This is a genomic window from Caulobacter sp., from assembly GCF_049283275.1.
GTDB lineage: Bacteria > Pseudomonadota > Alphaproteobacteria > Caulobacterales > Caulobacteraceae > Caulobacter.
The window spans coordinates 1-18,032 of the sequence record NZ_JBAPVS010000204.1; the positions used below are offsets into that span (position 1 = coordinate 1).

The following is an 18,032-nucleotide window of genomic DNA, read 5'->3' on the forward strand; positions in this document are numbered from 1 at the left end:
ATGTCGGCCTGCTGGGCGCGCGGCGGCGGCTGGGCGAACGGCTGGACCGGCTGCGGGCGGCCGGGGTCGGCGAGCGCGACCTTCAGAAGCTGCGCGCGCCCATCGGCCTCGACCTCGGCGGCAAGGCGCCGTTCGAGGTGGCCGTGGCGGTTATCGGCGAGATCATGGCCACGCGGCATGGCCAGCCGGCCCTGGCGCGGCGGTTCGAATGAAACACGCGGGCCCGGACGCGCTGGATCGGCTGGAGCCGCTGATCGCGCGGATCCGCGAGCTGCCCGGCCTGGCCGAAAAGGCGCGTGGGGTCTTCTACCGGAAGTCCCGGGCCTTCCTGCATTTCCACGAGGACCCCAAAGGGTTGTTCGCCGACATCCGCGTCCAGGGCGAGGATTTCGAGCGCATCGACGTCACCGGTCCGGAGGGCGGCGACCGGCTGCTGGCGATGGCGCGCGCCGGTCTGGAGCCGTAGGACCTATCGACGGTCAGAGCCGGTGCGTGGTCCTCGTCCTTCGACAAGCTCAGGATGAGGACCATTGTGCAGGCCTCGCAGTAGACCTCCTCCTGAGCTTGTCGAAGGACGAGGTTCGCTTCACGGACGGATATCCGGCGGCCCTACTCCGCCCGCCAGTCGCCCGACTTGCCGCCGGTCTTCTCGATCAGGCGCACGGTCTCGATGACCATGCCCTTTTCGGCGGCCTTCAGCATGTCGTAGATCGTCAGGCAGGCCACCGAAACGGCGGTCAGGGCCTCCATCTCCACGCCCGTCTGGCCCTTCAGCTTGACGCGGGCCATCACCGCCAGCCCGCCCTCGGCCGGCTCGACCGAGACCTCGATCTTGGACAGGGCCAGGGGATGGCAGAGCGGGATCAGGTCGGCGGTCTTCTTGGCCGCCATGACCCCGGCGATCTCGGCCACGGCGCGCACGTCGCCCTTGCGGCCGGTTCCGGAGACGGCCAGCTCGAGGGTCGAGGGGCGCATCCGCACGAAACCCACGGCGACCGCCTCGCGGGTGGTCTCGGTCTTGTCGGAGACGTCGACCATCCGGGCGCGGCCCTGGTCGTCGATGTGGGTCAGACGGGTCACTGTTCCAATAGTCCTATTGCTCCAGGAGTCGGGGCATGAGTTCGACCATGTTGCAGGGCTTGTGGCGGCTGTCGAGTTGGGCGGCGATGACCTTGTCCCAACCGTCCTTGACCGCGCCGTTGCTGCCCGGCAGGCAGAACACGAACACGCCGTCGATCAGGCCGGCGGTGGCGCGGCTCTGCAGGGTCGACAAGCCCACCGAGGCGTAGCTGACCAGGTGGAACACCACCGAGAAGCCGTCGATCTTCTTGTCGAACAGCGGCTCCAGGGCCTCGACCGTGACGTCGCGGCCGGTCAGGCCCGTGCCGCCGGTGCTGACGATGGCGTCGACCTGCCCGCCGGCGATCCAGGCGCGCACGGTCTGGCGGATTTTCTCGACATCATCACGGACCACCGCCCGGCCGGCAAATTCGTGGCCGGCGGTCTTCACACGGTCGATCAGCAGCTGGCCGGAAGTGTCGCTGGCCTCGTCGCGAGTGTCCGAAACGGTCAGGATCGCCACGCGCACCGGCCTGAACGGCAAATCAGGCTGGATGCCGCCGCCCGGGGTGAGACCTGCCGACATCGATCGCTCTCCTTGTTCGTCTCGCGCGTCTTGTTCACGCGAACCGGCGCCCACGTCGCTCGAAAACGCTTTAGTCCCAACGCTCGGCGTCGGTCCTATCCTGAGCCGTCGGTTCGATCCAGCGCTCGCCGTCCGGGCCGTGCTCCTTCTTCCAGAAGGGCGCGCGGCTCTTGAGGTAGTCCATCAGGAAATCGCAGGCCTCGAAGGCGGCGCGGCGATGGCCGGCCGCCGTGGCCACGAAGACGACGGCCTCGCCGGGCGCGATGCGGCCGATGCGATGAACGATCCGGTAGTCGTCCAGCGAAAAGCGAACCTTGGCGTCCTCGGCGAACTGAGCGATCGCCGCGTCGGTGAAGCCGGGATAGGCCTCCAGCTCCAGGATCCGGGCCTGGCCGTGCTCGGCCCGCGCCAGGCCCACGAAGCTGGCCACCGCGCCGGTCTCGTCGCGGCCGGCGCAGAAGGTGGTCAGCAGGGCGCCGGGCTCGAAGGGCTGACCGGTCAGGCTGATGGACGGAAAGGTGGTCATCCGCCGCTCATCGGCGGCAGGAAGGCCACTTCGGTCGCGGCCGCCAGGACCGCCTCGCCCCGGACGATGGCCTTGTCGACCGCCACCTGGACGCCGGGACCGTCCAACGCTTCAGCCAGGTCCGGATCGTCGGCGGCCAGAACGTCGCGCAAGGCGGCCAGGGAGGCGGCCGCGATGGAGCGGTCTCGCCAGCCGGCCTGGTCGGCCAGGCGTCCAAACAGCAGCACACGCGCCATGGTCAGCCGCCTGTCGTTGACATGTGGCGGGCCACGGCCGGCCGCGCGCCGTCGATGTGGAAGTCGTGGCCTTGGGGCTTGGCGCCGATGGCCGCGAAGATCGCCCGCTCCAGGTCCGCATCGTCGGCCCCGCCGCGGATCACCGTCCGCAGGTCGCTGGCGTCGTCGCGGCCCAGGCACGTGTGCAGCGTGCCGGTGCAGGTCAGGCGGACCCGATTGCAGGCCTCGCAGAAATTGTGGCTCAGCGGGGTGATCAGTCCCAGCCGCCCGCCGGTCTCCTCGACACGGACATAACGCGCCGGACCGCCGGTGGCGTAGGCCAGGTCCGTCAGCGTCCAGAACGCGGCCAGGTCGCGGCGGACCTCCGCCAGCGACAGGTACTGATCGGTGCGATCCTGGTCGATCTCGCCCAACGGCATGGTCTCGATCAGCGTCATGTCGGCCCCCAGGCCGTGAGCCCACTGGATCAGGGCCGGCAGTTCCTCGGCGTTGTCGTGCCTGAGGGCCACGGCGTTGATCTTGACCTTCAGGCCCGCCGCCAAGGCCGCGTCGACGCCGGCCAGAACCTTGGCCAGGTCCCCGCCCCGGGTCAGCTTGCGGAACAGGTCGGGCTTGAGGGTGTCGAGCGAGACATTGATCCGCCGCACCCCCAGGCGCGCCAAGTCGGCGGCATGGGCGGCCAGTTGAGTGCCGTTGGTGGTCAGGGTCAGTTCGTCCAGGGCGCCGGAACCCAGATGCCGCGACAGGCGCTCGACCAGGGTCATGACCCCCTTGCGCACCAGCGGCTCGCCGCCTGTCAGCCGCAGCTTGCGCACGCCCAGGCCCACGAAGGCCGAGGCCAGGCGGTCCAGCTCCTCCAGCGACAGGACCTCCGCCTTCGGCAGGAAGGTCATGTGCTCGGCCATGCAATAGGTGCAGCGCAGGTCGCAGCGGTCGGTGACCGAGACGCGCAAATAGGTCACCGCACGGCCGAAACCGTCGACCAAGCGGCTGGGCAGGTGCGAAGAACGGGTGACCGCTTGCGCGGGGCTGGCGTCATAGGGCGTCATGTCGGTGGATAGGATAGGCGCGGGACGACATGGCGGAAAGAGAAAGCACGCGGTGCGACGCCGTGATCCTGGCGGCCGGGGCCGGTCGCCGGTTTGGGGGACGCAAGCTGCTCGCGCCGTTCGAGGGCCGCCCCCTGCTGGCGGGCGCGCTCGACGCGGCCTTCGCGGCCCCCGCGCGACGGGTGCTGCTGGTCACCGACGGCGACCTCGACCTGGCCAAAATCGCTCGCGACCATGCCGGATCGCTGGGCCGCGGGGACGATCTCGACATCGTCGTGGCGATCGACGCCGCCGAGGGCATGGGATCATCCCTGCGGACAGCCGTCGACGCCCTGCCGCCCGACTCGGACGGTGTTTTCGTCTTTCTCGGCGACATGCCGCGCCTTCAACCCGCTCTGGCCCAGGACCTGGTCCGATCGCTCACGCCGGACGTCGACGCCGTCGCGCCGCGTTTCGCCGGACGACGCGGTCATCCGGTGCTGTTCGGAAGGGCCTGTTTCCCTGCCTTGCGAACCCTGGGCGGCGACGTCGGCGCGCGGGAGATACTGGCCGCGATGGGCGATCGATTGGCCCTGATCGACAACTCCGACGCCGGCGTGCTGTTCGACGTCGATCGCCCCGAGGACCTCGCCTGAAGCTCAAGGCCTGACCGTCAGGACGGCGCGTGATCGCGCCGGCGGCCGGCCGTCCAGGTCCCGAACGCGATGCACGCCAGAATGCCATAGCTCCATATCGCCATGCTGGCCTTCAAGGTGTTGATGGTCACCCGAAGATCGATCATGACCGCGATGTGGGAGGCGACGACGATCGCCGCGAAGGCCGAGACCAGAACCGTCCAGAGCCGTCGGGTCCGCATCGAGATCCAGACGAAGACCACCAGCGTCGCGATGTCGATCGCCAGAAGGCCGTAGTCGGCGTTGGAGCTGTCACGCTGGTTGATCAGCTGCGAGCCCAGCCACGAGGCGAGAAAGGCCGCTCCAATCCACCGCGCGGGCTGGTCGCCGCGCCACATCGCCAGCCCACAGATCAGAACGGCCAGGGTCAGGGAAATGAGTGTGTGAATTTGCACAACGATGGCGCCCGGTTTCAAGGTCGGGCGCCACCATGCCTCAGACGCGAATCCCAGAGAAGCGACCTTATGGTCAATGCCGGGTTCGGCGACCTTCCCAGAGGATGGTCTTGACCTCCTCGATGATGCTCAGGGCGCCGTCGGCGTCGCCGGCTTCATCGAGAGCGACTAACCGGGGCATCAGCACCGTCAGAATCCGGCGCTGCACGGGTCCGAGGGCGCGCAGGTGTCGACGGAATTCGTTCAGTTCATCGGCCGTGGAGTCCTGCTGCGGCTGGACGATCTGGGCGGTGCTCATTGCACGTCATCTCTCATGGGTCGAAGGACGGCTTGCGCCGTGGACGAACGAAGGGAGGCCGAACTCAGGCGGCGAGGCCGCCGGGAACGGAATGCAGCCCGCTGGTGCGAGGAACTTCCGGACCCTTGTCCAGATCACCCATGGCCAGGGCGCCGCATCCGATCTGGCTGCGTACGGTGGCCAGGGCGCTGTGGGTTTCGATGATCGTCCGGCGCGCGGAAACGATGTGAGCCAGGGTTTCGCCGAGATTGGCGACGGCTTCCTGTCCGATCACCGCGGAGAGACGGGTCTCAAGCCTGAGGGAGGGCAGCAAGCCCATCAGTTCCGCGGTCTCGCGCAGGGCGGCGTCAATCGCGGCTTCGGCGCGCGCCAGCTTTTCGGCGCCGGCTCGGGCGGCTTCGGTGCGTTTCATGGCATGACTCTCCCGATCGCACGGGTGCCCCCCGCACGTTCAAGTCGATGGAATGGTTTTGGAAGTTCGGCGTCAGCGCGCCGGAGGCGGGCTCCAGCCCTCGCGGAACCGTTGAAGGGCGTAGAGGAATTCGTGGGCTCCCATCGTCACCGTTCCGAGCAGGATTCCGCCCAGGGTGGCGACCGCGAGGATCAGGCCCAGCCACTGCAAAGGAGTCAGGTCATCGCGCCAGCTCCTTCCATACGAAGCGGCGTGTCGTCCGCCAGGAAAGCCGTCGCGGCCAGGACCCTCAGGAGCAGCTTGCCCGGCGGATCGCCCGCCGCCTGCGCCTTGCGCAACGCCGAAACCGTCTCCGAGACCAGCCGGCCGCGTTCCGGGGTTCCCGCCATCAAGGTCAGGCCCTCTTCCAGCGACTGCCAGCTTGCGATGAAAAAAGCTGGGGCCGGGCTCGGGCTGGTGGTGGAAGGTTTCGTCATGGCTGCTCTCGCTGTTGAAGCGAGAAGAAACCTCTGACCGGGCCGTGGCTAGCTCAGCCGATTGCTTACGGTAGTCATTACCGGGGTCGGCTTCCCAGGCGATGAACGCCAGGGCGGCGTCGCGACGGTTCAGGCCGGCCAGCCGACGCCGTGCGCTGAGCACATGCATCTCGACCGTCTTGGGTGAAAGCCGCAGCAGGCGGGCGATCTCCTTGGACTGTCGATGTTGAGCGATGAGTCGCAGAATCTCCCGCTCGCGAGGAGTCAGCCGCTCGAAGCTCAGGTTGTCGCCGGAGTCCACCATGGCGCTAAAATGGTTCGCGGCTCGCCTTACGTCCAGCAAGACTTGACTGATTGCGCCTTCACAGTGCGCATCGTGTCAAACTCGCATCGAATTTCGCTGCGTCGGATGCTCTTTATTTGCCGATCACGTGACAGTCAGGTCTCGGCGCGAACGAAGGGCAGGCGGTTGGTCGGGGTCTTGGACAGGGCCAGAAGGGCGTTGGCCACCGCTGGGCCTATGACCGGCGTGCCCGGCTCGCCCACCCCGCTGGGGGGATTGCCGGAAGGCACGATATGGGTCTCGACCGTCGGCGCCTCGTTCATCCTCAGCACACGATAGGTGTCGAAATTGCTCTGATCGACCCGCCCGTCCGTCAGGGTTATTTCGCCGTAGAGCGCCGCCGACAGGCCGTAGCAGGTGCCGCCCTCCACCTGGGCCGCGACTTGATCGGGCGCGACCGCCAGGCCGCAGTCGATCGCCGTCACCACGCGTCCGACCCGAGGCTCGCCGTCGATCAGCTTGACCTCGGCGATCTGAGCGACCACCGAGCCGAAGCTCTCGTGCACCGCCACGCCCCGCGTGAACCCAGCGGCGGCGGCCGGACCGGCCTTTTCGACCGCCAGGTTCAGAGCCGCGAGGTGGCGGTGGGCGCCCGCCTTGGCGTAGAGCGCCCGACGATACGCGATCGGATCCTTGCCGGCCTTGAGCGCCAGCTGGTCGATGGTGTGCTCCATCACAAAGGCGGTGTGGGTCGCGCCCACCGACCGCCACCACAGGACCGGCACGCCGCCTTCGGGCAGGGCCAACTGGGCGTCGACGATCGGCGTGGCCTTCAGATAGGGCGAGCCGGCCGCTCCTTCGATCGCGGTCTGGTCGGGCCCCTTCGCCTTCACGGGCGAGCCCTTCATGATCGACTGGGTGACGATCCGGTGGCGCCAGGTCGCCGGATAGCCGTCCTTGTCCAGCGTCACCCGCACGGCATGATGGATCAGCGGCCGATAGTAGCCGGCCCGCATGTCGTCCTCGCGGGTCCAGATCAGCTTCACCGGTCGGCCGTGGCCGACCTTCTGGGCGATGGTCACGCATTCAGCCACGTAGTCGGACTGGAAATTGGCCCGCCGCCCGAACGAGCCGCCGGCGAACAGGGTCTCGATCTCGACCGAACCGGGCAGGGTCTTGACGATCTTGGCCGCGTTCATCTGGTCCAGGGTCTGGGCCTGGGAGCCATGGATCAGCTTGACCTTGGCGCCGTCGACGATGGCCACACAGTTCATCGGCTCCATGGTGGCGTGGGCCAGGTAGGGGAAGTCGTAGGTGGTCTCGAAGACCTGGGCGCCTTTTCCGGCCGAAGCGGCCGCCGCGTCGCCCTTGGAGTCGAAAGCCTGCCACTGTAGATCGGCGGGACCCTTGCCGGCGGCGATGTCGCGCCACTGCTGGGCGATCGTCGCCGAGCTTCGGGTCTCGGCCTTGCCCTCGTCCCACTCGATCTTCAGCGCCTCGCGGCCCATGCGGGCGGCGTAGGTGGTGTCGGCGACCACCGCGACCCCGGTCGGGATCTCGTAGACGTCGACCACGCCCGCCACCTTCTTGGCGTCGTCGCCGTTGAAGCTCTTCACCCTGGCGCCGAAGCGCGGCGCGTGGGCGACCATCGCCACCAGCATGTCCGGCAACTGGACGTCCTGGGTGTAGCGGGCGGTCCCGTTGCTCTTGATCAGGCTGTCCTTGCGACGCACCCGGTCGGTGCCGATCAGGGTGAAGGTCTTGGGATCCTTCAGGGTCGGGTTCTCCGGCGGCGTCACCTTGGCGGCGTCCGCGATCAGGTCGCCGAACCCCGCGCTCTTGCCGCCCCCGCTGACCACCCCGTCCCTGACGGTGATCTGGTCGACCGGGACGTTCCATCGGGTCGCCGCCGCCTGGACGAACATCGCCCGCGCGCCGGCTCCGGCCTTGCGCAGCTGCTCCCAGGAATTGGAGATCGCCGACGAGCCGCCCGTCAACTGGATGCCGGCCGTGGTGTTGCCGTAGAGCTTGGCGTTGGCCGGGGCATGGACGACCTTGACCCGGCTCCAGTCGGCGTCCAGCTCCTCGGCGACGATGGCCGCCAGACCCGCGTGATTGCCCTGGCCGAACTCGATATGCTTGGACAGCACCGTGACCGCGCCGTCCGGATCGAACTGGATGAACGGCCCGAAGGCCCCGGGCTCGACCTTGGAGCCGGCGCTCATCAGGTCGGCCGGTGAACAGCCGACCAGCAGGGCCCCGCCGACCAGCGTCGCGCCCACCACCACGTCGCGACGGCTGACGCCCTCTTGACGCTGCAGTTTTTGGATCAGCCCGCTCATTGGCTCTTCTCCCGGCCGGTCGAGCCCGAGGCGGCGGCGATCTCGCCATCGACATCGTTCGACGCGGCGGGCGCGGCCACCATCGGGGCCGCGACCAGGCCGGCGGCGTCCTTGATGGCGGCGCGGATGCGCTGGTAGGCGCCGCAGCGACAGATGTTGCCGCTCATGGCGTTGTCGATGTCCTCGTCGCTGGGCGATTTGGTCTGGGCCAGCAGCGCCGCGGCCGACATGATCTGACCCGACTGGCAGTAGCCGCACTGCGGCACGTCGTGCTTGACCCAAGCCTGCTGCAGCGGGTGCTGGCCGCCCAGGCTTTCGATGGTGACGATCTTCGCGCCCGACAGGGCCGCGATCGGCATTACGCAGGACCGCACCGGGTCGCCGTTGACGTGAACCGTGCAGGCCCCGCACTGGGCCATGCCGCAGCCGAACTTGGCGCCGGTCAGGCCCAACTCGTCGCGCAGAACCCACAGCAGGGGCGTTTGCGGGTCGGCCTTGACCACCACCGCCTTGCCATTGATGTCCAGGGTCTGCGCCATGGGCTTTCGCCTCCCGAGGAAAAGCGGGTTCGAAGGTCCGCTCGGCGAAATCTAACACTGCTCAGACCGAAACCCGCCAGTGAATTCTTGGTTCAGGCAGGCTAGCCTGGCCATGCCGTTCGTTACTTGCCTTGAGGGCCCGCGCCTTGGATTCCTTCCCCGCCTATTTCCCCCTGGCCGGCCGCAAGGTCGTGATCGCCGGCAGCGGCGAGGCCGCCGACAACAAGGCGCGGTTGTTCGACGGATCGCCGGCGACCCTGGTGCGGGTCGATGGTCACGCCGCTTTCCTGGCGGGAACCTATTCCGGCGCGATACTGGCCTTCGTGGCCGGCGACGACGAGGTCTTCCTGCAGGCGGCGGCCAGCGCGGCGCGGGCGGCGCGGGTGCTGGTCAACGTCGTCGACAAGCCCGAGATGAGCGATTTCAACACCCCGGCGGTGATCGACCGCGGCGAGGTGGTGTTGGCCATCGGCACCGGCGGCGCCTCGCCGACCCTGGCCACCAAGCTGCGCAACGACATCGAGGCCCAGGTCCCGGAAGGCTCGGGCCGGGTGGCGGCCTTGCTGCGCAAGTTCCAGGACGAGGTGCGCGCCGCCCTGCCCGCCCTGCACGAGCGGCGGGCCTTTCTGCGCGACGCCGTGGCCGGCGAGGCCGCTCAGGCGGCCATGGCGGGCGACATGGAGAAGGCCGACCAGCTGTTCCGCCAGGCCCTGGCCAAGGGCGTCGGCCGGGAGGGCAAGGTGCGGTTCATCGCCGGCAAGGGCCCTTCGGACCTGTTGACGCTGCGCGCGCTCAGGGCCCTGGGGGCGGCCGATGTGCTGATCGCCGACGAACGCGCCGATCCCGACGTCATGACCATGGCCCGCCGCGACGCACAGCGGTTGAGCCCCGCCGAGGTCACCGCCGAGAGACTGGTCGAGCTGGCCAAGGAGGGCCGGCAGATCGTCCGGCTTATCGTGACCCCCGTCGATCCGGCGCTGATCCAGGTCTTGGCGGCCGCGTCTGTCGGCGTTGAAGTGCTGATGGCGGCGCCGGCTTCCTGACTCCGCTCATCCCGGCTCGCGCCGGGACGGCCGGATCATCGACAGATCAGTCCAGCGCCCGGTCCTTGGTCTCGGGCAGCAGGAACAGGGTCGTCAGCACGCTGATCAGGGTGAAGAGCACCGGGTACCAGAGCCCGGCGTAGATGTCGCCGACCGCCGCCACGATGGCGAAGGCGCTGAACGGCACGAAGCCGCCGATCCAGCCCGTGCCGATGTGATAGGGCAGCGACAGGGCGGTGTAGCGCACCTGGGTCGGGAACAGCTCGACCAGGGCCGCGGCCAGCGGTCCGTACAGGGCGGTGGCGCCGACCACGAACACCATCAGCACGCCGAACACCCCCCACCAGTTCATCCGCGCCGGGTCGGCCGTGGCCGGATAGCCGGCCTGGGCCAGGGCGGCCTTTATCGCGGCCTCGCCGGCGAACTTCACCGCCTTGGCGTCCTTGGCCGGCAGGCCCTTGGCGCTTTGCGACACGATCCGCGTCTCGCCGATCTGGACCACGGCCGGCGAGCCCGCGGGGCCGGCTTGGTTGGCGTAGGAGATCCCGGCGTTGGCCAAGGCGCTCTTGGCGATGTCGCAGGACGAGACGAAGGCGGCCTTGCCGATGGGGTCGAATTGCAGGGCGCAGTCCTTGGGGTCGGCCGTGACCGTGACCGGCGCGCGGGCCGAGGCCTCGGCTAGGGCCGGGTTGGCGGCGCGCTCCAGCAGGTGGAAGCCGGGGAAGTAGAACGCCAGCGCCAGCACCATGCCGCCCAGCATCACCGGCTTGCGGCCGATCCTGTCCGACAGGGCGCCGAACACGACATAGAGCACCGCGCTGACCGCGGCGGCGGCCATCATCAGGCCGTTGATCACGCCCGGCGCGATCTTGAGGAACTTCTCCATGAAGGTCTGGATGTAGAAGAAGGTCGTGTACCAGACCGCGCCCTGGGCCGACATGACGGCGAAGAAGGCCAGCAGCACCAGCTTCAGGTTCTTCCATTCGCCGAAGGCCTCGGCATAGGGCGCCTTGGACGCCGCGCCCTCTTCCTTCATCCGGGCGAAGGTCGGGCTTTCGCTGAGCTTCAGGCGCATCCACACCGAGACCACCAGCAGACCGATCGAAACGGCGAAGGGGATGCGCCAGCCCCAGGCGTCGAAAGCGCCGGGCGCGGCGCTCTGGCCCAGGGCCCAGCGGGTCACCAGGATGACCAGCAGCGCCGCGAACAGACCCAGCGACGCCGAGCTCTGGACCCAGGCGGTCGAGCGGCCGCGCTGGTGCGGCGGCGAATGCTCGGCCACGTAGATCGCCGCCCCGCCGTACTCGCCGCCCAGGGCGAAGCCCTGAACGCAGCGCAGGATGATCAGCAGGATCGGCGAGATGATTCCCGCCTGCTGATAGGTGGGCAGCAGGGCGATGGCGAAGGTGGCGCCGCCCATCAGCAGCACCGTGGCCAGGAACGCCCCCTTGCGCCCGGCCTGGTCGCCGATCTTGCCGAACACCAGGGCCCCCAAGGGCCGGAACGCGAAGCCCACCCCGAACAGGGCCAGGGCGGCGACGTAACCGGCCGTGTCGGACAGGCCGGTGAAGAAGGTCTTGGAAATCACCTGGGCCAGGCTGCCGAAGATGAAGAAGTCGTACCACTCGAAGGCGGTGCCCGCGGACGACGCCGCCACCACCGTGCGCATCGACGCGCGGTCCTCGCCCTGGTCCTGGACCGTCATGCGTTGGTTTCCCCAAGTTCTTGGGGAATGCTTAGCGTGGTTTCAGGCGGGTGGGGAAGGCCCTAGGCCACGGCCGCGGCTTCGTCGACTTCGCCGCCCGCCAACCGGATGATCTCGCCGACCAGGGCGGCGGGAGAGATCGGCTTGGCGGCGACGCCGTCCATGCCCGCGGCCAGATAGGCGGCGCGCTGGTGCGACAGGACGTTGGCGGTCAGGGCGATGATCGGGGTGCGGGCGGCGGGTCCCGGCAGGTTGCGGATGCGGCGAGCGGCTTCCAGTCCGTCGATGCCGGGCATCTGCACATCCATCAGGATCAGGTCGAAGCCCCGCGCCGCCGTGGTCACCCCGTCCAGCCCATCCTCGGCCGTTTCGACCTTGGCGCCCAGCTGCTCGAGGATGCGGCGGGCGACCAGACGGTTGGTCGCGTTGTCCTCGACCACCAGGACCTTCAGACCCTGCAACAGGCCGTCGGCCATTTCGGCCTCGACCTTGCGGCTCTCGGCCGGCGGCGCGGCGATGGTCAGCAGGAAGGTCGAGCCGAGACCCTCGCGAGAGGTGAAGTCGACCTCCCCGCCCATCATCTGGGCCAGGCGTCGGGTGATGGCCAGACCCAGGCCCGATCCACCAAACCGTCGGGTGGTGCTGGCGTCGGCCTGCTGGAAACGTTCGAACAGCCGCGCCTGGGCCTCGGCGGCGATGCCGACTCCGGTGTCGATCACTTCGAAGGCGATGCGCGGCGCGTCTCCGTCCAGGCGGCGGACCCTCAGGGTCACCGAGCCGGCCAGGGTGAACTTCACGGCGTTGCCCACCAGGTTGAACAGCGCCTGACGCAGGCGGCTGGGGTCGGTCAGGATCAAGCCCACGTCGGGGGCGTCGACCCGCAGCTCCAGGCCCTTGTGCTCGGCCTGGGCGCGCAGCAGCCGCGCCACGCTCGCGGCCAGCTCGCTGGGATCGACCGCCTCGTGGGTCACGTCCAGTCGCCCGGCCTCGATCCGCGAGAAGTCGATCACGTCGTCCAGCAGGGTCGACAGCATGCGGCCGCAGGCCAGGGCCTCGCCCAGCAAGTGGTCGGCCTCGCCCGGCAGGTTCGCGCGCTTGAGCAGGTGCATGACCCCCAGCACCCCGTTCATGGGCGTGCGGATCTCGTGGCTCATATTGGCCAGGAACTGAGCCTTGGCGTCGTTGGCCGCCTGGGCGGCGCGCTCGGCCTCGACCAGAGCCAGCTCGGCGCGCTTCTTGTCGTCGATGTCGAGGACCAGGCCAAACGCCTTGCGGACTCGTCCGCTCGCGTCCTGGCGCACCTCGTGGAAGATGCGGATCCAGCGCTCGTCGCCCTCGGGCGTGACCACCCGCGCGTCGAACGAGCGGCCCCGGGAGCTGAGACCATCATCCTGGTGGCGGCGCCATTCCGCGGCGGCCTCGTAGACCGCCGTGACGTCGTCGGGGTGGATCATAGGCCAGACGGCGCTGCGCACGTCTTCATAGGTGACCCGGCGGCCCAGGATGCGATGGAACTCCGGCGAGCCCCAGAAGCCCTTGCCTGCATGGTCGATCTCGTAGACCCCGGCCTGGGCCGCGCCCAGGGCGACCCGCAGCCGCCGAGCGTTGGCCCGCGCCTCGCGACGCGCCTCCGACAGGGCCGTGACATCGTCCATATAGGTGATGACGCCGACGATCTCCCCCTGGGCGTCGCGCCAAGGGCGCGCCTCCCAGCGCAGGGTGCGCCTGCGGCCGAGACCGTCGCGCAACTGGTCCTCGCGCCGCACCAGCGTCTCACCGGCCAAGGCGCGCTGGACGGCCCGGACGAAGCGCTTGCGGGTCCCGGAGGTCAAGTCCTGCAAGGTGCGGCCGATGACCCCCGCCTCGGTGGCCTGGAAGGTCTCCAGGAAGCGGGGGCTGACCACCTGCAGGCGCAGATCGCGATCGTAGAGCGCCACGGCGAACGGAGCTTCCTCGACCAGGCGGCGAGTCTGGCGTTCACTCCAGACCGCCGCGTCGCGGGTGCGGGCCACGTCGGTGACGTTCTGGGAAATGCCCTTCAGGGCGAACAACCCGTCGGCGCGCGGCTCGGTGCGGAAGGTGGCGCGGTAGGTGAACCATTGGTCGCGGGCGCCGCGCAGACGGTGCTCGATCGTTCCGTCCTGGCCCGTGCGCACGGCGGTGTCGAACGCCGCCCGCAGGGCTTCGCGCTCGCCCGGATCGAGATGCTCCCAGAACTTTTCGGGCTGGGCCACGTCCTCGGGCTCCAGACCGGTGGCGGCGAAGATGTCGCGCGACCATTCAATCTTCTGATCGTGCGGCTCGTAGCTCCAGACGCCGATGCCGGCCGAGGAGGCCAGAAGTTCCCGGGTCTGGCGGGCGGCGGCGATCTCGGCGCGGCGGGCCATGTCGGCGGTGACGTCCCGCAGGGCGCCGACCATTTCGCCGTTGGGCCCCAAACGCGAGTGCCCCTCCAGCCACACCCAGCCGCCGGTCTTGCAGATCACCTTGAGACTGTTGAGGGCCTCGCCCGAGGCGCGGATCAGGGCCTGGGTCTCGATGAAGTCCTGGTGGGATTCCGGATGCACGAAGCGCAGGGCCGGTTGTCCGATCAGGTCCCGGCGGGTCCAGCCCGTCACCCGGGTCCAGGCCGGATTGACCGTGGCGAACCGTCCTTTCACCACCACGGCGAACAGATCGTGCGAATGGTCAAAGAACCATTGCGCGCTTTCGGCGTCGCTCAATCGTGGGGATTTGGGGGGCGAGGTCATCGCGGCTCCAGGGGGCGGAGGCCGGATGGTGAAGGGGAAGAGTAAACTTATGGTTGGCGTCAGCGATCATTGTTCGCCGACCGTGCGTTAAACCTCGGCCCACATCCGCAGAAGGTTGTGATAGGTCCCGGTCAGCGACAGCACGGAAGGATCGGTGATCCCGACGGCGCCCGACAGGCGCTGGATCGCCACGTCCATGTCCAGCAGCAAGGCGCGCCTGGCGTCGTCGCGCACCAGGCTCTGGATCCAGAAGAAGCCCGCGGTGCGAACGCCGCGCGTCACTTCGGTGACGTGGTGCAGGCTGGAGGACGGATAGAGGATCGCCGCGCCGGCGGCCAGCTTGACCATGTGGCTGCCATAGGTGTCCTCGACCACCAGGTCGCCCCCGTCATAGGTCTCGGGATCGTTGAGGAAGACCGTGATCGACAGGTCGGCGCGCAGCGGTTGACCGGTCGAGGGATCACGGCGGATCGAGTTGTCGACATGGTCGGCGAAGCCCATGCCGACGCCGTAGCGGTTGAACAGCGGCGGCAGGATCGTGCGCGGCAGGGCGGCCGAGACGAACAGCGGATTGGCCTGCAGGGCCTGGACGATGACCGCCCCGATCTCGCGGGCCGCCGCTCCCTCCTGCGGCAGCTGCTGGTTGTTCTTGGCCATCGCCGCCTGGAAGCCCGAGGTGGCGTTGCCGTCGGTCCATTCGGCCGCGTCGAGCACGGCCCGGCAGTGGGCGACCTCGTCGGGCGTCAGGACATCGGGGATCTGGATCATCATGACCCTACTCCTAGCAGAACTGCGGCGTCGTCCGGGAGGGGCCGCTCCCGGACGACGCGCTCGAACGTCTGACGATCAAACTCCGGGGAGGGAGAGGATCAGTACTTGACGTTCAAGGTCAGGATCGCCTGCCGGCCGGGAGCCGGGTCGGCGTGGTGCACGCCATTGGTCTTGGTGAAATAGCGCTCGTCGGTCAGGTTCTGGATGTTGAGCTGCAGATCGACCTTGGCGTTGACCGCATAGCTGACGAAGGCGTCGTAGCGCCAGTAGGACGGCAGATAGACCCCGTTGGCGCCCCCGCCGGCCCCGCCCTGGTTGCCGCCGAAGGTCTTGGACACATAGTAGGCCCCGCCGCCCAGCGACAAGGGACGCGTCACGCGGTAGGTCGAGAACAGGCTGAAGGTGTGTTCCGGCGTGTTGGCCAGCGTATCGCCCTGGTTGACGCCGTTATAGGCGCCCCGGACCAGCTCGCTGTCCATGTAGGTGTAGCCGCCGAACGCCTGCCACTTGGGCGTGATGTTGCCGGACACCCCCAGCTCGACGCCTTGGACCTGGGTCTCGCCGACCTGAGCGTAGACGCCCGAGTCGATCTGGATTTGGGCGTTCTTGCGGGTGGTCTTGAACAGCGCCGCCGACAGGGCCAGGGCGTCGTCGAACACATTGACCTTGGCGCCCAGCTCGAAGCTCTCGCTGTCTTCCGGCTCCAGCACGGTGTTGGCCAGATTGCCCGTGCCGTTAGTGCCGTTGCTGTTCTGGTCGCCGGCCGAGACGCCCGGCGGGGTCGAGGCGGTGCCGTAGGAGACGTAGAGACTGCTGTCCTGGGTCGGCTTATAGACCAGGCCGGCCTGGTAGTTGGTGAAGTTCCACTCGGCCTTGCGATGGGTGATCGCGGTCGCGGTGAAAACGCCGCTGGCCTGGGTCGACGTGTAGTCGTGGCCCAAGGTCTGGTAGTTGTCGTGGCGAACGCCCAGGTTCAGCAGCCACTTGTCGCCGAACTTGAGAGTGTCGAAGGCGTAGAGCGCCGCCGTCTTGCTAATGTTGTAATTGGCCGGGCTACGGTTGACGACGCCGGTCCACGGATCGTCGGCGTTCGGCGCGAAGACGTTGGTGCAATCGCCCTCGCCCAGATTGGCCTTGAAGGAGCCGGTCCAGACATAGCCGGTCGGGCACGACGAACCACCGGTCGTGAAGGTCGAATAGGTGGCGTTCAGGTTCTTCTCGCGGCTCAGCTCCAGGCCGACGTCGAAGCTGTGCTCGACCCCGCCGGTCACGGCCTTGCCGTGCAGGTCGGTGATCGCGGCGACGGTGGTGGTTGGGTTCCAGCGGGTCTTGGTGCCGCGCTTCATCCACCAGACGCCGTTGAGCAGCTGAGCCGGACCCGCGTCGCCGGGGTTGGTCAGGATGTAGTCGTTCAGGCTCTTGGAATAACGCAGCACCTGGCGGACGCCGAGGTTCTCGCTGATCTGGTGGTCGAACGCCAAGGTGGCGATGTCGGCCTTGGTCTTCTGGTAGTCGCGCGACTTCAGGCCGTAGAAGCTGTCGCGATCGACCTTGAGGATGCCCGAGGCGTCGCGCGGCTGGCTCGGCACCTTGGTGAACAGCGGCAGGCCGTAGTCGGGCATGTTGTCGCCGTCGAGGTGGTAGTAGCTCGCCACCAGCTGGGTCGGGCCGTTCAGGCCGAAGGCGATCGACGGGGCGACCCCCCAGCGGTCGAAGTCCACCGCCTTGCGGCCGGGCGTGTTGCCTTGCGTGCCCAGCAGGTTCAGGCGCACGGCGACGCCGTCGTTGATCTGGTGGTTCAGGTCCACGGTAGCGCGGACATATTCGTCGGTGCCGACCGCCAGCGCGCCGGTGGCGAAGTCATCGGCTTTGGGGGTCTTGGAGGTCAGGTTGATGCTGCCGCCGCCCGAACCACGGCCGCTATAGGCGCTGTCCGGCCCCTTCACGACTTCCACCTGCTCGAGATTGAACACCTCGCGGGTCTGGCCGCCGCTGTCGCGCAGGCCGTCGACGAAGATGTTGTTGCCGGAAGCCTGGCCGCGGATGAACGGACGGTCGGCCAGCGGCTGGCCGCCCTCGCCCGCCCCGAAGGTGATGCCCGGCGAGGTGCGCAGGATGTCCTGCAGCGAGGTGGCGGCGGTCTGCTCGATGATCTTGCGGGGGATGATCGTAATGGCCTTGGGCGTGTCGACCAGCGCCGCGGTCAGCTTGGGCGACTGGACCTCGGTGTTGCTGCGCTTGCCGTCGACCTTGACCCCCGACAGTTCGGTGGTGGCGGCGTCGGCCGTGGCGACCGGCGCTTCGGCGTTCGGCGCGGCGAAGGCCGCCGGGGCCATGGACAGGCCGGCCAAACCCGCGACGGCGGCGACGCCCAGCGCGCTGCGGGCTTGACTGCGAACGCCGGCGGCGACGGGCTTGGAAGTCTTTTGCATGTTTGAAACCCCAGCGAGCCGTCGGAGGAGCGCGGCCCTTTGTCGTAATTGCGACGCGTTCTTAGCTGGGGCGTTGCTAAGGTGCAATGATAATCATTTGCAGAAATGCGCGATCTTGACCGTACGCCCCAGCCTTGGGCGCAATTTCGCGGCTTCATGCGGATCACCGCTGAAGGTGTGGAAAGGGACGCGGAGCGCCGGACACCGTCCGGAGTTTGAATAAGAATACCGTTTCGACGAAGCCCGATCGCTCCGCGCGGCCGTTATCCGGAAGCCTGCGGCGCTGAGCCCTGTTAGGGCCTCGCCGCCTTGAAGCCTCCGACGGGCGGGCCAGGTCAACGAAGCCTGGTCCCGGACCGCGAGCCTGTCACCGCTCGCCTGCCGCCAAGCCGGCCCTCACGCCACGTCGTTTTTGTGTTCCAGGCCCGACCGGCTCCAGAGACGTGAGGTTTGACG

General features: G+C 68.4%; 19 protein-coding genes. 4 read left to right on the forward strand and 15 right to left on the reverse strand.

Translation table 11 applies throughout. The features are described 5' to 3' along the window. Positions 1–212 (forward strand): XdhC family protein (locus WAL33_RS11370; RefSeq protein WP_422181465.1); only part of this gene is annotated, 212 nt, incomplete at its 5' end. Next, positions 209–466: a hypothetical protein gene (locus tag WAL33_RS11375; RefSeq protein ID WP_422181467.1), complete on the forward strand. Its 258-nt coding sequence runs from the start codon at positions 209–211 to the stop codon at positions 464–466. The genes WAL33_RS11370 and WAL33_RS11375, both read left to right, overlap by 4 nt. 143 nt (positions 467–609) lie before the next feature. On the opposite strand, the gene moaC is transcribed toward WAL33_RS11375, so the two are convergent. The 5 genes from moaC to moaA all read right to left on the reverse strand — a co-directional run bounded on the left by moaC (position 610) and on the right by moaA (position 3,456). Next, complete coding sequence (gene moaC, locus WAL33_RS11380) at positions 610–1,080, reverse strand: cyclic pyranopterin monophosphate synthase MoaC (RefSeq protein ID WP_422181469.1); 471 nt, start codon at positions 1,078–1,080, stop codon at positions 610–612. A gap of 13 nt (positions 1,081–1,093) precedes the next feature. Next, the gene (gene moaB / locus WAL33_RS11385) at positions 1,094–1,645 is read right to left on the reverse strand and encodes a molybdenum cofactor biosynthesis protein B (RefSeq protein WP_422181471.1); all 552 of its coding nucleotides are present in this window, start codon (positions 1,643–1,645) and stop codon (positions 1,094–1,096) included. Positions 1,646–1,715: 70 nt separating this feature from the next. After that, positions 1,716–2,171 (reverse strand): molybdenum cofactor biosynthesis protein MoaE, encoded by a 456-nt coding sequence (locus tag WAL33_RS11390; protein WP_422181473.1) that lies wholly within the window; start codon positions 2,169–2,171, stop codon positions 1,716–1,718. Continuing rightward, positions 2,168–2,407, reverse strand: a complete 240-nt coding sequence (locus WAL33_RS11395) for a MoaD/ThiS family protein (RefSeq protein ID WP_422181475.1) — start codon at positions 2,405–2,407, stop codon at positions 2,168–2,170. The genes WAL33_RS11390 and WAL33_RS11395 overlap by 4 nt, the downstream gene beginning before the upstream one ends. Positions 2,408–2,409: 2 nt before the next feature. Next, on the reverse strand, positions 2,410–3,456 hold the full coding sequence (moaA, locus tag WAL33_RS11400; protein ID WP_422181477.1) for a GTP 3',8-cyclase MoaA: 1,047 nt from the start codon (positions 3,454–3,456) through the stop codon (positions 2,410–2,412). Positions 3,457–3,485: 29 nt separating this feature from the next. Here moaA and WAL33_RS11405 point away from each other — a divergent pair, with 29 nt between their 5' ends. Continuing rightward, positions 3,486–4,091 carry a nucleotidyltransferase family protein gene (locus tag WAL33_RS11405; protein ID WP_422181479.1) on the forward strand — a complete coding sequence of 202 codons (606 nt, stop codon included), beginning with the start codon at positions 3,486–3,488 and terminating at the stop codon, positions 4,089–4,091. Between the two features lie 17 nt (positions 4,092–4,108). Here WAL33_RS11405 and WAL33_RS11410 read toward each other — a convergent pair whose 3' ends face one another. The 6 genes from WAL33_RS11410 to WAL33_RS11435 form a co-directional block, all read right to left on the reverse strand. Beyond that, positions 4,109–4,546 carry a hypothetical protein gene (locus WAL33_RS11410; RefSeq protein WP_422181481.1) on the reverse strand — a complete coding sequence of 146 codons (438 nt, stop codon included), beginning with the start codon at positions 4,544–4,546 and terminating at the stop codon, positions 4,109–4,111. 52 nt (positions 4,547–4,598) lie between these two features. Continuing rightward, positions 4,599–4,823, reverse strand: a complete 225-nt coding sequence (locus WAL33_RS11415; RefSeq protein ID WP_422181483.1) for a hypothetical protein — start codon at positions 4,821–4,823, stop codon at positions 4,599–4,601. Positions 4,824–4,887: 64 nt separating this feature from the next. Then, positions 4,888–5,235, reverse strand: a complete 348-nt coding sequence (locus WAL33_RS11420; protein ID WP_422181485.1) for a hypothetical protein — start codon at positions 5,233–5,235, stop codon at positions 4,888–4,890. Positions 5,236–5,307: 72 nt separating this feature from the next. Beyond that, a complete protein-coding gene (locus WAL33_RS11425; protein WP_422181487.1) occupies positions 5,308–6,015 on the reverse strand; it encodes a response regulator transcription factor in 708 nt (235 codons plus the stop codon). A 134-nt stretch (positions 6,016–6,149) separates the two neighbouring features. After that, positions 6,150–8,336: a molybdopterin cofactor-binding domain-containing protein gene (locus WAL33_RS11430; protein ID WP_422181489.1), complete on the reverse strand. Its 2,187-nt coding sequence runs from the start codon at positions 8,334–8,336 to the stop codon at positions 6,150–6,152. Further along, complete coding sequence (locus WAL33_RS11435; RefSeq protein WP_422181491.1) at positions 8,333–8,875, reverse strand: (2Fe-2S)-binding protein; 543 nt, start codon at positions 8,873–8,875, stop codon at positions 8,333–8,335. The genes WAL33_RS11430 and WAL33_RS11435 overlap by 4 nt, the downstream gene beginning before the upstream one ends. 146 nt (positions 8,876–9,021) lie before the next feature. On the opposite strand from WAL33_RS11435, the gene WAL33_RS11440 reads away from it, so the two are divergent. Next, positions 9,022–9,918 carry an NAD(P)-dependent oxidoreductase gene (locus tag WAL33_RS11440; protein ID WP_422181493.1) on the forward strand — a complete coding sequence of 299 codons (897 nt, stop codon included), beginning with the start codon at positions 9,022–9,024 and terminating at the stop codon, positions 9,916–9,918. Positions 9,919–9,964: 46 nt separating this feature from the next. On the opposite strand, the gene WAL33_RS11445 is transcribed toward WAL33_RS11440, so the two are convergent. From WAL33_RS11445 to WAL33_RS11460, 4 genes are all read right to left on the reverse strand, one after another. After that, complete coding sequence (locus WAL33_RS11445; RefSeq protein ID WP_422181495.1) at positions 9,965–11,623, reverse strand: MFS transporter; 1,659 nt, start codon at positions 11,621–11,623, stop codon at positions 9,965–9,967. A gap of 62 nt (positions 11,624–11,685) precedes the next feature. Then, on the reverse strand, positions 11,686–14,373 hold the full coding sequence (locus WAL33_RS11450) for a PAS domain S-box protein (RefSeq protein ID WP_422181497.1): 2,688 nt from the start codon (positions 14,371–14,373) through the stop codon (positions 11,686–11,688). 87 nt (positions 14,374–14,460) lie between these two features. Further along, positions 14,461–15,144 carry a Fe2+-dependent dioxygenase gene (locus WAL33_RS11455; RefSeq protein ID WP_422181499.1) on the reverse strand — a complete coding sequence of 228 codons (684 nt, stop codon included), beginning with the start codon at positions 15,142–15,144 and terminating at the stop codon, positions 14,461–14,463. Positions 15,145–15,242: 98 nt separating this feature from the next. Then, complete coding sequence (locus WAL33_RS11460) at positions 15,243–17,576, reverse strand: TonB-dependent receptor (RefSeq protein WP_422181501.1); 2,334 nt, start codon at positions 17,574–17,576, stop codon at positions 15,243–15,245. Positions 17,577–18,032: the final 456 nt, after the last annotated feature.